Genomic DNA, 13,685 nt, shown 5'->3' with positions numbered 1-13,685 from the left:
GGGGTGCGCGTGACCAGGCCGGCTTTCACGCAGCGCGTGACCAGGGCCACGACGCCGTGGTGCTGGGCTTGCAGGCGCTCGGCCAGCTCGCTGATGCTGGCCCACTCGCGGCCGGGATAGCCCTTGATGTGCAGCATGAGCAGGTATTGCAGGGGCGTCAGGCCTTCGCTCTGGGCGGCATCTTCCGAAAAGCGCAGGAAACGGCGCAGCTGGTAGCGAAATTCCGACAGGGCTTCGAAATCGTCTTTTTGCAGGCGGGGTGCGGCATTCATCGGCAAGCACCTTCGCTGTGAAGTAAAAGGGAGAGGGGCAAACGGGACATATATATCATCTTGTGATGTAATTGTGGCTTTGGCGCGGGCGCTGTCACGCCGCGTGCCTTGTTGAAGACCCGTCGTCACGGAAGGGATATGCCCGATTCTATCTTGCTGTGGTTGAAAAGTTTTATTCCTGCCAAGACCAATGTCGATCGCTTCGAGCGCATGCGCGCTTGCGCCGGCAGTCTGTTCGGCATCCTGCTGGTCGGCCTGACCAGCTATGCGCTGCTGCCGCATGAGGCTCGCACCATCTGGTTGATCGCCCCCATGGGGGCGTCCGCCGTGTTGCTGTTTGCGGTGCCGTCCAGTCCGCTGGCCCAGCCCTGGTCCATTCTGGGCGGCAACCTCTGCGCGGCGCTCATCGGGGTGAGCTGCGCGAAGCTGGTGCAGGAGCCGGCCCTGGCGGCAGCGCTGGCCATCGCGCTGGCCATTGGTGGCATGTTCCTGCTGCGCTGCATTCACCCGCCCAGCGGGGCGGTGGCCTTGACGGCGGTGCTGGGCGGGCCGGTGGTGCATGACATGGGCTATGCCTTCGTGCTTTCGCCGGTGCTGCTCAACTCGGCGCTGCTGCTGGCGGCCGCCCTGTTCTACAACAACGCCACCGGACGCCGCTACCCGCATGCCCAGCACAGCGCCGCACCCCATCCGCACCAGACCCGGGATGAATTGCCGATCACGCGGCTGGGGTTCTCGCATGAAGATCTGGACGCAGTCCTGAAGGATTTCAACCAGGTGCTCGACATCGGCCGCGACGATCTCGAAGAGATCTTCCTGCAAACCGAAATGCGGGCCTATCACCGCCGCTTCGGCCAGACCCTGTGCGCCGCCGTAATGTCGCGTGATGTGGTCGCGGTGGAATTCGCCACCGGCCTGGACGAGGCCTGGCGCCTGCTGCAGGAGCACCAATTGCGGGCCTTGCCGGTGCTCGATCGCGGGCGGCATGTCATCGGCATCGTCAGCCGTACGGATTTTCTGGAGCATGCCGGCGTGGAAGTGCATACGGGCCTGGCCGCGCAGCTGCGCCGCCTGCTGCACCGGGTGCCGTTCACGCATTCGGACAAGCCGGAAGTGGTCGGCCAGATCATGAGCCGCCCGGTCATCACCGCCCAGGTCGATACGCCGGTGCTGGAACTGGTGCCGCGCATGGCCGATGGCTTGCACCAGATTCCGGTGGTGCAGGCCGATGGCAAGCTGGTCGGCATGCTGACGCAGTCGGATATGATTGCGGCCCTCTATGAGAAGAACCTGGTGGCCGCCCGTGCGGTAGCCGCCACCGGCGCGGTGAGCAGCCTGCGTAGCGCCGCCTGATCGGCTTGACAGACGGGTAGGGCGGGCGGAAGGTGGCATTCTTTGCAAGGGAATTCATTCCGGGAGACTGTGATGAGAACGAATGCGCTGATTTTGCTGGGGATCGCTCTGTTATTGTCATTGCAAGCCTGTGACCGCAAGGGCGGCAATCCGCCAAAGCCGATGACGTCGGCGGTGCAGGGTGATTTGCGGATGGGGTGAGCGCCGGATGGTGCGGCGGATGCTTGTTGTGGCGCGGTTCTGACGGCAGATATGAAGAATGTGAATATCTGCTATTGCCACAATAAAGCAGACTCGGCCGGGGTGCATCGCTATAGTTGCACCTGTCTCCTCCAATCTCCTTAAGAAATTGGATTCAAGCCCGCACCTCTTGGTCGCGGGCTTTTTTTTGCCTGTCGGTTTGGTTCGGGGGTGATGAACTCTTCATATCCCTTCGATCAGCAGGGAGAGCTTGCCGTCGGTTCTTGGTAAGATGCGAAGTATCGCGTTGTTGGCCAAGTGAAGGTTTTTGTCCGTATGCCGTTGGGATCCGGGCGGGCCGCTTGCGCAATGCTTCACTTTCCTCATTCAGATTCACTCAATGTCTTCCAGCTCTTCTTCGCAGTCCGCCGTTCCGTCCGCACCCGAGCGCCCCGACACGCCTTGCGTGGCCGTGTGCTCCACCACCTTTGACGATGTCTGCCGCGGCTGCGGCCGTACCGTCGATGAAGTGGCGCAATGGGTCTTCATGGACAAGGATCAGCGCGAAGTGGTGTGGCAGCGCATCCTGGCCGAAGGCTATCCGCGCCGTAATTACTGAGCCGCGCGGCCGGCGGTGAAGAATGGAACGCCGGCCCGGCGCAGCATGCCGGTCAAAGCGATCAGCGGCAGGCCGGTGAGGGCGGTGGGATCGTCGCTGCGAATGCTCTCCAGGATGGCGATGCCCAGGCCCTCGTTCTTGGCGCTGCCAGCACAGTCGTAGGGCTGCTCGATACGCAGGTAGGCATCGAGTTCGGCATCTTCGAGGTCGCGGAAGCGCACCACGGTCTGTACATTGCAGACTTGCGCAGCGGCGGCATCGGCTTGGCGGCCATCCCACAGGCACAGCGCTGTATGGAAGATCACTTCGCGTCCGCGCATCAGCTGCAATTGCTTCAAGGCATTGGCGTGATTGCCGGGTTTGCCGATCTGCAGGCCGTCCAGCGTGGCGACCTGGTCCGAGCCGATCACCAGGGCCGGACCGACCCGGACGGCAATGGCGGCGGCCTTCTCGCGCGCCAGTCGCAAGGCCGTGGCCTCCGGGTTTTCGCCGGGCTGCGGGGTTTCGTCGATGTCGGGGGCCATGGTCTCGAAAGGCAGGCCGAGGCGGCCCAGCAATTCCTTGCGATAGACGGAACTGGAGCCCAGGATCAGGCGGGGCAGGGTGGAATCGGTGCGGTGTTGTGTCATGGTGAAGGCGCGCCACGCGCCGTGCTGAAACAATAAAACCCGGATTTTGGCGGAAATTCGCCACAAAAGTGAGAGCGCTTTCTCAGATGAAGCCATTTTTCGCGAGAATTTCGCAAGCAAGGCGCTAAGGCTTTGACTGGTAAGGAAATTTTCTGTTATGATCGCAGGTTTTCCGGATTCTGCTTTGGCTATGAATGCATTTGTTATCGACGCGTTCGAATTCTGCAGGCTGAAACAGCAGGCGCAGGGTGAGATTCCGGTTGCTGAATTAGGTCGTCTGGCGCAAGAGACGGTTGACCGTTCCGGCATGATTCACTGGGCTCTGTCCGGCGATATCGACAAGCTGGGACATGCTCAACTCAGTCTGGCAGTGTCGGGTGCAGTTAATCTGATCTGTCAGCGTTGCCTGACGGCATTGAATTTCGAGATTGATTCGAAGTCGCTGCTGGTATTGGCAAAAGATGAGGCGCAAGCCGACACCATCGAGGAACTGCTGGATGATGACGAGATCGATGTCATTGTCGGTTCGGCAGCCTTCGACGTGAACTACCTGATTGAGGACGATGCGCTGCTGGCCCTGCCGGTGGCACCCAAGCATGACGTCTGTCCTGACGGTAGCGTGGCGGCCGAGGCCAAAGGTGCTGAACGGGCTTCCCCGTTTGAGGTACTGAAGAAGTTGAAGCAGTAACAAGTATTGTTGGGGAATGTCTGGCAAAGGCCGGGCAGCGGCACAGCGGGGTTGGAGAAACACCGATCCGATGTGTTAAAATTTTCAATCTTAAGTAAGGTTTAGGAGTAATCATGGCCGTTCAACAGAACAAAAAGACCCCGTCCAAGCGCGGTATGCATCGTGCACACGACTTTCTGACTGCACCCCCGCTGGCTGTGGAGCCGACGACTGGTGAAACCCACCTGCGTCACCACATCAGCCCCAACGGTTTCTACCGTGGTCGCAAGGTGCTGAAGACCAAGAACGACGAGTAATCTCATTCATTGAGCTTGCTGTTTTTGGAGAAAAGCGGCGCAATGAGCTTCTGTTTCAGGAGGTTCATTTTGCGCCGCTTTTTTATGTCCGCGACATCCGTAGCGGACCTGCCTGCCTGCTTGCGTGAAGCTTCATCTGGTGCGCTGTCCGAGTGTGCCATTTTGAAGGCTTTGCAATCTGCCTCATAATGTGGGCTGGCAAGGCTTTGAATCAAATCGATGACCATCAAAATTTCAATCGACTGCATGGGTGGCGATCATGGCCCGTCAGTCACGCTCCCGGCCGCTGCCTCCTTCCTCAAGCGCCAACCTGATGCAGAGCTGATCCTGGTCGGCCAGGAAGCCGTGCTGCAGCCGCTGCTGAAGAAATACAAGCTGGCCGGCGAAGCCCGCATCCGCATCCACAATGCCTCCGAAGTGGTGACCATGGACGACCCGATCGAGGTCGCCCTGCGTCGCAAGAAGGATTCTTCCCTGCGCGTGGCCGTGACCCTGGTCAAGGATGGGCAGGCCCACGCCGCCGTCTCGGCCGGCAATACGGGCGCGCTCATGGCGGTCTCGCGCTATGTGCTGAAGACCCTGCCGGGCGTGGATCGTCCGGCCATCTGCACCATCCTCCCGAACCAGAAGGATGGCCCCACCTACATGCTCGACCTCGGCGCCAACGTCGACTGCGAGCCACAGCATTTACATCAATTTGCACTCATGGGCTCGGCCCTGGTCGCGGTCATGGAAGGCAAGGCCAAGCCGACCGTGGGCCTGTTGAACGTGGGTGAAGAGGACATGAAGGGCAACGAGCTGGTCAAGGCGACCGCCGCCCTGCTGCGGGGCGACCATGAGAAGGGTATCCTCAATTTCTACGGCAACGTGGAAGGCAACGACATCTTCGAAGGCACGACCGACCTGGTGGTGTGCGACGGTTTCGTGGGCAACGTGACCCTGAAGGCCTCCGAAGGCCTGGGGCGCTTCGTCAAGCAGGTGCTCACCAGCGAATTCAAGAAGGGCATCATCAACAAGCTCGGTGCCCTGATCGCCTATGGTGCCATCAAGGCGCTGTCGCGCCGCCTCAATCCTTCCCGCTACAATGGCGCCAGCTTGCTGGGCCTGAAGGGCCTGGTCTTCAAGAGCCACGGCGGGGCCGATGTGTATGCGTTCGAATGGGCCATCCGCCGCGCGTATGATGCGGCCAAGTATGATGTGCTCGCCCGTATTGCCGCCAGCATGGCGGAGCTGATGCCCCAGGAGCAGGGGCGCACGGCCGAGGCCGTTGCCAAGGCTTTCGAGCCGGCACCGGTCTCGCTGGATCAACTGAACTAACAGAGCAAGAAGACGGCATGACCACTTACAGCAAAATCGTCGGCACCGGCAGCTACCTGCCGGCCAAGCGCGTCACCAACCATGAGCTGGCCGCGCAACTGGCCGAGCAGGGCATCGAGACCTCGGACGAATGGATCGTCACGCGCAGCGGCATCTCCGCGCGCCACTATGCCGAGCCGGGCCAGCTTTCCAGTGATCTCGCCCTGCAGGCGGCGCAGCGCGCCCTGGAAGCGGCGGGCATGCAGGCCAATGACATCGACCTGATCATCATGGCCACCTCCACCCCGGATCACCTGGGTGGCTTCCCCAGCACCGCCTGTGTGGTCCAGCGCAAGCTGGGCATCACCAATGGCGCGCCGGCCATGGATGTGCAGGCCGTCTGCAGCGGCTTTGTCTACGCCATGTCGGTGGCGGACAGCTTCATCAAATCCGGTGCCCACAAGAACGTTCTGGTCATTGGTGCCGAAGTGTTCTCGCGCATTCTGGATTTCAAGGATCGCACCACCTGTGTGCTCTTCGGCGATGGTGCCGGCGCGGTCATCATGAGTGCCTCGCAGGAGCCGGGCGTGCTGGCGACCAAGCTGCATGCCGATGGCAGCCACGGTCACATCCTCTGCGTGCCGGGCAGCATCGACAACGGTGCCGTCGCCGGCAGCGCCTACCTTTACATGGATGGCCCGGCCGTCTTCAAACTGGCCGTTTCCTTGCTGGACAAGGTGGCGCGCGAAGCGCTGGAAGCGGCCAAGATGCAATCCACCGAGGTGGATTGGCTGGTGCCGCACCAGGCCAATATCCGCATCATGCAGGGCACGGCCAAGAAGATGGGTCTGCCGCTGGAAAAGATGGTCGTCACGGTGGCCGAGCACGGAAATACTTCCGCAGCTTCGATTCCCTTGGCGCTGGACCAGGCGGTGCGCGATGGCCGCATCCGGCCGGGTCATACCGTCATGATGGAAGGCGTCGGCGGTGGCTTCACCTGGGGCGCCGTGCTGGCGCGCATGTAAAGCGGGCAGGGGGCTGCTGCGGCAGTCCTTTCGTTCACTGATCTCTTCGATTTCCTGCATTTTCATCCAAATTATCTACCTCCAAGCATGACAACATTCGCTTTCGTCTTCCCGGGCCAGGGTTCGCAGGCCATCGGGATGCTCAATGGCTTCGCCGACAATGAAGTCGTCCGCCAGACCGTCGCAGAAGCTTCCGATGCCCTGCAGTTCGACCTGGGCAAGCTCATCGCTGAAGGTCCCAAGGAAGACCTGGACCTGACCACCAACACCCAGCCCGTCATGCTGACGGCTGCCGTGGCCTTCTATCGCGCCTGGCTGGCTGCAGGCGGCAAGGCACCGGCGCTGGTCGCCGGCCACAGCCTGGGCGAATATTCGGCACTGGTCGCCGCCGGCGTGATCGCCTTCAAGGATGCGGTACCGCTGGTGCGCTTCCGCGCGCAAGCCATGCAGGAAGCCGTGCCGGTCGGGCAGGGTGGCATGGCCGCCATTCTCGGCCTGTCTGATGAAGACGTGCGTGCTGCCTGCGCCGAAGCGGCGCAAGGCGAAGTGGTCGAGGCCGTCAACTTCAATGCCCCCGCACAAGTCGTGATCGCCGGCCACAAGGCCGCTGTCGGCCGTGCCTGCGACATCGCCAAGGCCAAGGGTGCCAAGCGCGCGCTGCCGCTGCCGGTGTCGGCGCCGTTCCACTCCTCGCTGCTCAAGCCGGCTTCGGATCGCCTGCAAGCCTATCTGGCCAACGTCGCCTTCGCCGCGCCGCAGATCCCGCTGATCAACAACGTCGATGTGGCCGTGGTCAACGATCCGGCTGCCATCAAGGATGCCCTGGTGCGCCAGGCGGCTGCGCCGGTGCGCTGGGTCGAGACGGTGCAGAAGATGGGCGCCGACGGCGTCACGCACCTGATCGAGTGCGGTCCGGGCAAGGTGTTGACCGGCCTGACCAAGCGCATCAATGGTGACCTGGTGGGTGAAGCCATCGTCGACCAGGAATCCCTGAACAAAGTATTGGAGTTGCTGAAATGAGTGCATTGAATCTGCAAGGCCAGGTCGCCCTGGTGACCGGCGCTTCGCGCGGCATCGGCCGTGCCATCGCCACCGAACTGGCCCGCCAGGGTGCCAAGGTGGTCGGTACGGCGACCTCGGAGTCGGGCGCTGCCGCCATCACCGAATACCTGGCGGCGCTGGGTCCGGAAGCCGGCCGTGGTGCGGTGCTCAATGTCAATGATGCCGAAGCCAGCGTGGCGCTGGTGGAGCAGGTGCAGAAGGAATTCGGTGCGCTCTCCATCCTGGTCAACAATGCCGGCATCACCCAGGACCAACTGGCCATGCGCATGAAGGACGAGGAGTGGGACAGCGTCATCGCCACCAACCTCACCGCCGTCGGCCGCCTTTCGCGCGCCGTGCTGCGCGGCATGATGAAGGCCCGTAGCGGCCGCATCATCAGCATCACTTCCGTGGTGGGCGAGGCCGGCAATCCCGGCCAGATGAACTATGCCGCCGCCAAGGCTGGCGTGGCCGGCATGAGCCGTGCGCTGGCGCGTGAGATCGGCAGCCGCAACATCACCGTCAATTGCGTTGCGCCAGGCTTCATCGATACCGACATGACCAAGGCGCTGAACGAACAGCAGTCCGCTGCCATCCTGCAGCAGATCCCGCTGGGACGCCTGGGTGCGGCCGAGGAGATCGCCTATGCGGTGGCCTTCCTGGCCTCGCCGCAAGCGGCCTACATCACCGGTACGACGCTCAATGTCAATGGCGGCATGTACATGGGTTAAGTAAGTCTTGGGGGCTTGATTCAAGTCCTTTTGACGACTTTTGTTTGCAGTTAAGCTGGACTTGGCACAATCTTGCCAGGAATAGTTAAAAGTAAATTTTCCGCGCGCAAACCTGCTAAAATGCGCGCACTTTTGTAACCTATCATCCCTCTGGAGGAACACTATGTCCGATATCGAACAACGCGTGAAGAAGATCGTCGCTGAGCAACTGGGCGTCGCCGAAGCCGACATCAAGAACGAATCGTCGTTCGTGGACGACCTGGGCGCCGACTCGCTGGACACCGTCGAGCTGGTCATGGCACTGGAAGATGAGTTCGAAATGGAAATCCCCGACGAACAAGCTGAAAAGATCACCACCGTGCAACAGGCGATCGACTACGCAAAGTCGCAAGTCAAGGCCTGATAAGGGCTTTGGTCAAAGTTTCAGGAGAATTGCTTGAGCCGCACTCGTGAACGTCGTGTAGTCATAACCGGCCTGGGATGCATCTCGCCTGTCGGCAACAACGTCGCCGATACGTGGAGTGCCATCAAGGAAGGCAAGTCCGGCATCGCTACCGTCACCAAGTTCGACGCAACCCCTTTCACCACGCACTTCGCCGGTGAAGTCAAGGGCTTCAATATCGAGGATTACATCCCCGCCAAGGAAGCGCGTCATATGGATACCTTCATCCACTTCGGCATGGCCGCCGGTATCCAGGCCATCCAGGACAGTGGATTGACGGTTACGGATGAGAATGCCGAGCGTATTGGCGTCATGATCGGTTCGGGCATCGGCGGCTTGCCGCTGATCGAAGAAACCCACGCCGAACTGACCAACCGTGGTCCGCGCCGCATCAGCCCCTTCTTCATTCCGGCCTCGATCATCAACATGATCTCGGGCAACTTGTCCATCAAGTTCGGTCTGAAGGGCCCCAACCTGGCGATTGTCACCGCCTGCACCACCGGCCTGCATTGCATCGGCTCTGCCGCACGCATGATCATGTACGGCGATGCAGACGTGATGGTGGCCGGCGGCGCTGAATCCAGCGTTTCGCCGCTGGGTATCGGTGGCTTCGCTTCGGCGCGCGCACTGTCGACCCGCAACGACGATCCCGCGACTGCGTCCCGCCCCTGGGACAAGGATCGTGACGGCTTCGTGCTGGGCGAGGGTGCCGGCGTGATGGTGCTCGAAGAGTACGAACACGCCAAGGCCCGTGGCGCCAAGATCTATGCAGAACTGCTCGGCTTCGGCATGAGCGGCGATGCCTACCACATGACTGCGCCCAACCTGGATGGTCCGCGCCGCTGCGTGCTCAATGCACTGCGCGATGCCGGCGTCAATCCGGATGAAGTGCAGTACCTGAACGCGCACGGTACGTCGACCCCCCTGGGCGACAAGAACGAATCCGACGCGATCAAGGCCGCATTCGGCGACCATGCTTACAAGATGGTTGTCAATTCGACCAAATCCATGACCGGTCACCTTCTGGGTGGTGCCGGTGGCCTGGAAACGGTGTTGACCGTGCTGGCAGTGCACAATCAGGTGTCGCCGCCGACGATGAACATCTTCAACCAGGATCCGGAGTGCGATCTGGATTACTGCGCCAACCAGGCGCGGGACATGAAGATCGATATTGCCGTGAAGAACTCCTTCGGGTTCGGCGGCACCAACGGTACCCTGGTCATCGGCAAGATGTAAAATGCAAGACCCGGCTTCCTTACCGAAGCCGGGTTTGTCGTTTTTATGCTGCCCGTTGTTGCGGGTGCGCCTTGCTTCCGGGTATCTCATGTCGATCGCCGTTTCCGCAGATATCAAACCTTCCCGCTTGTTGCTGCTGGTGACGGCTTTCGCTTGCCTGTGCGTGGCCCTGACGGGCGTGGTGCTGGCGTTCGGGATGCCGGGTTCGCTGTCCTGGGTGGCGCGCATCGCGCTGGCCATGGCCTGCATCCTCGCTGCCGCACTGGCCCTGGTGCTGGTGTTGCGTGATCGCAAAGTCATTTGGTTGCACATTTCCGGCACCGGGCAGATCCGCGTGGTGGAACACTTGCTGCCCTCGGCGCGCGCCAAGCCGCAGGTGATGAAGGCCGGACTGGCCCAGTTGCTGGCCGGCAGCACCATCTGGCCGGGCATGCTGTTCCTGCGCCTGCGGCTGGAAAACGGCAAGACACGTACCATCCCCATCCTCACGGATTCCGTCTCTGAAGATACATTCCGTGCACTTTCCGTGGCGTGCCGCTGGCTGATCAGTCACAATACGGCCAAGGCAAGACTGCTGGAAAAATGAGGCCGTCGGGCTTGAAAATTGCCGAGCTGGAAGCATCTGCCAAAGGCAATGACGATAAAACAACACGGCCATAAAAAACAAGGAATCCGGTTTGACGACAGAACGCGAAATAGACCAACAGCTTGTTGAGCGCGTCCAGCGTGGCGACAAGAAGGCGTTCGAGCTATTGGTAGTCAAGTATCAACGCAAGCTGATGCGCCTGGTGTCACGCCTGGTGCGTGACCAGGCCGAAGCCGAAGACGTGGTGCAGGAAGCCTTCATCAAGGCTTATCGCGCGCTGCCGCAATTCCGCGGCGATTCGGCCTTCTATACCTGGCTTTACCGCATCGGCATCAACACTGCCAAGAACTATTTGGTCACCATGGGGCGCAGGGCGCCAACTTCGACAGAAGCAGATGCAGAAGAAGCTGAAACTTTTGACGATGCAGACCATCTGAGGGACATCAACACTCCAGAGTCGATGTTGGCCACCAAGCAGATTGCTCAGACGGTCAACGTGGCGATGGAGGCATTGCCGGAAGAATTACGTACTGCCATCACGTTGCGCGAGATCGAGGGGTTGAGCTACGACGAGATTGCAGATGCGATGAATTGTCCGATCGGCACCGTGCGCAGCCGTATTTTCCGCGCCCGGGAAGCTATTGCCGAGAAGCTGCGTCCATTGCTGGATACGGCAGCGGACAAGCGCTGGTAATGAGGCCACAAGCCTGTTGTTAAAAAGAAAATAATAAAGCGGGTATGGAACTAAGATATTTGCCGGGTGACTGCACATGGATACCAAAGTAACGACCAAAGAACAGATCTCAGCCCTCGCCGATGGTGAGCTGAGCACTGAAGAAATGACCCTTGCCTTCGCGGCCCTGCGTTCTTCCAAGGACGCCCAGGACGCGTGGGAGGATTACCATCGCATCGGCGAGGTGCTGCGTTCGGAGGAGATGGATGTCTCCCTGAGCGCTGGCTTCTCGGCCAAGATGAGCGCGCTGCTCGATGCCGAACCGACCATCGTTGCCCCGCAGGCCGCAGTGGCCGAGCCGGTCAAGGCAGCCGCGGCTGCTCCGGTGGTGCAAGCTGTGGCAGCTGCCAATGGCGACCATCGCGCGAGCCGTCCAGGCCGCCTGGTGCGTTTCCTGATGCCTAGCGCCGCAGCGGCTGCTGCTGCCGTGGCCGCCGTGTTCGTGGCCATGCCGCAGCAAGCGGTGGTGACGGCGGACGCCAAAATGGCTGCACCGGTGGCCCAGGTGGCGTCGGCTCCGGTCAATGTGCCTTCGGCCATTGCTACCGTTGCTGACACCAACGGCAATCCGCAGAACGTGAATCAACTGAGCTCGCTGGCCCAGCAGGGTGAAGTCAAGCGCGATCCGCGCATCGACGACTACCTGTTCGCTCACCAGCGCTTCTCGCCTTCCTACAGTTCGGCGCAATACACCCGTTCCGCAGCCTTCTCCTCGGACGCAGACAAGTAAGATGCGTCTGACGGGGCGTCTGTACGGCGTACTGTGCTTGCTGGCCACGTTGTTGGGATTCTCCTTGACGCCATCCGCTCAAGCGGCGGATGGCGTTTCTACAACTGCGGCCAGCGAAGCCACCACTTCTTCCGCATTGCTGGCGCAATTGCAAAAAATGCAATCTGCCGCCCAGCATCTCAATTACTCAGGCAGTTTCGTCTACCAGCAGGCCGCGCAGATGCGCAGCTCGCGGGTCACCCATGTGGTGGCCGGCAAGAGTGAACTGGAAAAGCTGGAGCTGCTCGATGGCAAGCCGCGCGAGTTCGTGCGCGACAACGAGGATGTGGCCAGCTATGACCCTGACCAGCGCATCGTGCGCCGGGAAAAGCGGGTCACGCGAGACACCTTCCCGGCCATCGTCGATGCGCGCCCGGAGGACCTGGCGCGCTTCTACCGGCTGCAGTCCGATGGCGATGAGCGGGTGGCGGGCCGCAACTGCCAGGTCATCGTGCTGGTACCGCGCGACAAGCTGCGCTACGGCTACCGTTTCTGCGCCGACCAGGCTACCGGCCTGCTGTTGCGCGGGCAGACGCTGGATGGCCGCGGCGAGGTGATCGAGCAGATCGCGTTTACCCAGATCGACATCGGGGGGATTGATCGCGCCCGGGTCAGCCCCACTTACAAGGACACGCGCGGTTGGCGCATCGAGAAGGCGGCCATGGTGCCGGCTGACCTGTCGGCCTGGCAGATCACGCCGCCGCCTGGTTTCCGGAAGATCCAGCAGGTGCGTCGCGTGATTTCCGATAGTGGCGAAGCGGGCGCGGCACCGGCCCAGAACCGTCCGGCTGAACGCGAAGTCTTGCAGATCGTGTTCTCCGACGGGCTGGCGGCCATCTCGGTGTTCATCGAGCCGGGCAGTCAGGGCCGGGAAGAGGGTACGATACAGCAGGGTGCCATGAACATCCTGGGCCGACGCCAGGGCGATTACTGGCTGACCGTCGTTGGAGAAGTGCCCGCCGCTGCAATCCGTCAGGTAGCCAATTCCATTGAACTGAAATCCAAATAAAAGAGACCGTTGCAATGACTCCCATGAAGAACACCCTTGCTGGCGCTTTGCTGGCCGCTTCCGTCTTTGCTGCAGCACCGGCCGTGCAGGCCGCGCCTCCCGTGGCTTCGCCCGCGGTGGCGGCCCTGCCTGACTTCGCTGACATCGTCGAGCGCACCGGTCCGGCGGTGGTGAATATTCGTACTACCGAGCGCGTGCGCCAGAATGCCCAAGGGCAGGGTGGCGGCATGGATGATCCGGAAATGCAGGAATTCTTCCGCCGCTTCTTCGGTATTCCCATCCCGCGCCAGCAGCAGCCGGGTACCCCGCGCGGCAATGGCAAGCAGGGTGGCCAGGGCCAGCAGGAAGAAGTGCCGCGTGGCGTGGGCTCGGGCTTCATCATCTCGGCCGATGGTTTCATCATGACCAATGCGCACGTGGTGGATGGGGCCAGCGAGGTCTACGTGACCCTGACCGACAAACGTGAATTCAAGGCCAGGATCGTGGGTTCGGATACCCGCACCGACGTGGCCGTGCTCAAGATCGATGGCAGCAACCTGCCGCGCCTGAACATGGGCGACTCCGACAAGATCCGTGTCGGTGAGTGGGTGCTGGCCATCGGCTCGCCCTTCGGCCTGGAGAATACCGTGACTGCCGGCATCGTTTCGGCCAAGGCGCGTGACACTGGCGACTATCTGCCGCTGATCCAGACCGACGTGGCGGTCAACCCGGGCAACTCGGGTGGTCCGCTGATCAACCTCAAGGGTGAAGTGGTCGGCATCAACTCGCAGATCTACAGCC

At 61.4% G+C, this 13,685-nt stretch carries 19 protein-coding genes; 16 read left to right on the top strand and 3 right to left on the bottom strand.

Annotated elements, in window-relative coordinates:
• Positions 1-272, bottom strand: a 272-nt coding sequence (locus B3873_RS08475) for a MarR family transcriptional regulator (RefSeq protein ID WP_286865267.1), incomplete at its 3' end; no start/stop codon positions are given.
• 138 nt (positions 273-410) lie between these two features.
• On the opposite strand from B3873_RS08475, the gene B3873_RS08470 reads away from it, so the two are divergent.
• From B3873_RS08470 to B3873_RS08460, 3 genes are all read left to right on the top strand, one after another.
• Positions 411-1,625, top strand: coding sequence for an HPP family protein (locus B3873_RS08470; protein ID WP_198516482.1), 1,215 nt, complete (start codon positions 411-413; stop codon positions 1,623-1,625).
• A gap of 72 nt (positions 1,626-1,697) precedes the next feature.
• On the top strand, positions 1,698-1,826 hold the full coding sequence (locus B3873_RS08465; RefSeq protein WP_256497641.1) for a hypothetical protein: 129 nt from the start codon (positions 1,698-1,700) through the stop codon (positions 1,824-1,826).
• Between the two features lie 379 nt (positions 1,827-2,205).
• Complete coding sequence (locus B3873_RS08460) at positions 2,206-2,424, top strand: DUF1289 domain-containing protein (protein WP_034331679.1); 219 nt, start codon at positions 2,206-2,208, stop codon at positions 2,422-2,424.
• On the opposite strand, the gene B3873_RS08455 is transcribed toward B3873_RS08460, so the two are convergent.
• A complete protein-coding gene (locus B3873_RS08455) occupies positions 2,418-3,053 on the bottom strand; it encodes a Maf-like protein (protein WP_039786612.1) in 636 nt (211 codons plus the stop codon). The genes B3873_RS08460 and B3873_RS08455 overlap by 7 nt on opposite strands.
• 157 nt (positions 3,054-3,210) lie before the next feature.
• On the opposite strand from B3873_RS08455, the gene B3873_RS08450 reads away from it, so the two are divergent.
• Positions 3,211-3,741: a YceD family protein gene (locus tag B3873_RS08450; RefSeq protein WP_286865265.1), complete on the top strand. Its 531-nt coding sequence runs from the start codon at positions 3,211-3,213 to the stop codon at positions 3,739-3,741.
• 113 nt (positions 3,742-3,854) lie between these two features.
• Entirely contained in the window at positions 3,855-4,037 is a 183-nt protein-coding gene (rpmF, locus tag B3873_RS08445; protein WP_006463510.1) for a 50S ribosomal protein L32, read from the top strand.
• A gap of 2 nt (positions 4,038-4,039) precedes the next feature.
• Here the strand turns inward: rpmF and B3873_RS08440 are convergent, their stop codons facing one another.
• On the bottom strand, positions 4,040-4,285 hold the full coding sequence (locus tag B3873_RS08440) for a hypothetical protein (RefSeq protein ID WP_286865256.1): 246 nt from the start codon (positions 4,283-4,285) through the stop codon (positions 4,040-4,042).
• Between B3873_RS08440 and plsX the strand changes: the two genes are divergently transcribed.
• The 11 genes from plsX to B3873_RS08385 form a co-directional block, all read left to right on the top strand.
• Positions 4,257-5,354: a phosphate acyltransferase PlsX gene (gene plsX, locus B3873_RS08435; RefSeq protein ID WP_286865254.1), complete on the top strand. Its 1,098-nt coding sequence runs from the start codon at positions 4,257-4,259 to the stop codon at positions 5,352-5,354. The genes B3873_RS08440 and plsX overlap by 29 nt on opposite strands.
• 17 nt (positions 5,355-5,371) lie before the next feature.
• Positions 5,372-6,358: a beta-ketoacyl-ACP synthase III gene (locus B3873_RS08430; protein WP_134222092.1), complete on the top strand. Its 987-nt coding sequence runs from the start codon at positions 5,372-5,374 to the stop codon at positions 6,356-6,358.
• An 87-nt stretch (positions 6,359-6,445) separates the two neighbouring features.
• Positions 6,446-7,378: an ACP S-malonyltransferase gene (gene fabD, locus B3873_RS08425; RefSeq protein WP_121039526.1), complete on the top strand. Its 933-nt coding sequence runs from the start codon at positions 6,446-6,448 to the stop codon at positions 7,376-7,378.
• A complete protein-coding gene (fabG, locus tag B3873_RS08420; protein WP_039786396.1) occupies positions 7,375-8,130 on the top strand; it encodes a 3-oxoacyl-ACP reductase FabG in 756 nt (251 codons plus the stop codon). Before fabD ends, fabG begins: the two co-directional genes overlap by 4 nt.
• A gap of 163 nt (positions 8,131-8,293) precedes the next feature.
• Positions 8,294-8,533 carry an acyl carrier protein gene (gene acpP / locus B3873_RS08415; protein ID WP_006463505.1) on the top strand — a complete coding sequence of 80 codons (240 nt, stop codon included), beginning with the start codon at positions 8,294-8,296 and terminating at the stop codon, positions 8,531-8,533.
• Positions 8,534-8,566: 33 nt separating this feature from the next.
• The gene (gene fabF / locus B3873_RS08410; protein ID WP_039786392.1) at positions 8,567-9,808 is read left to right on the top strand and encodes a beta-ketoacyl-ACP synthase II; all 1,242 of its coding nucleotides are present in this window, start codon (positions 8,567-8,569) and stop codon (positions 9,806-9,808) included.
• A gap of 88 nt (positions 9,809-9,896) precedes the next feature.
• Positions 9,897-10,394: a protein YgfX gene (locus tag B3873_RS08405; protein ID WP_209533165.1), complete on the top strand. Its 498-nt coding sequence runs from the start codon at positions 9,897-9,899 to the stop codon at positions 10,392-10,394.
• A gap of 91 nt (positions 10,395-10,485) precedes the next feature.
• Positions 10,486-11,088 (top strand): RNA polymerase sigma factor RpoE, encoded by a 603-nt coding sequence (rpoE, locus tag B3873_RS08400; RefSeq protein WP_006463502.1) that lies wholly within the window; start codon positions 10,486-10,488, stop codon positions 11,086-11,088.
• 76 nt (positions 11,089-11,164) lie between these two features.
• A complete protein-coding gene (locus tag B3873_RS08395; protein ID WP_209533163.1) occupies positions 11,165-11,857 on the top strand; it encodes a sigma-E factor negative regulatory protein in 693 nt (230 codons plus the stop codon).
• Position 11,858: 1 nt separating this feature from the next.
• Positions 11,859-12,905 (top strand): MucB/RseB C-terminal domain-containing protein, encoded by a 1,047-nt coding sequence (locus tag B3873_RS08390; RefSeq protein WP_414651531.1) that lies wholly within the window; start codon positions 11,859-11,861, stop codon positions 12,903-12,905.
• A gap of 14 nt (positions 12,906-12,919) precedes the next feature.
• On the top strand, positions 12,920-13,685 hold a 766-nt coding region (locus tag B3873_RS08385), incomplete at its 3' end, for a trypsin-like peptidase domain-containing protein (protein WP_286865242.1).

Source organism: Herbaspirillum sp. UBA812 (assembly GCF_002296545.1).
Classification (GTDB): Bacteria; Pseudomonadota; Gammaproteobacteria; order Burkholderiales; family Burkholderiaceae_D; genus Herbaspirillum; species Herbaspirillum huttiense.
The sequence above is the reverse complement of the archived record's forward strand: the minus strand, read 5'-3'. Positions and strand labels throughout refer to the sequence as shown.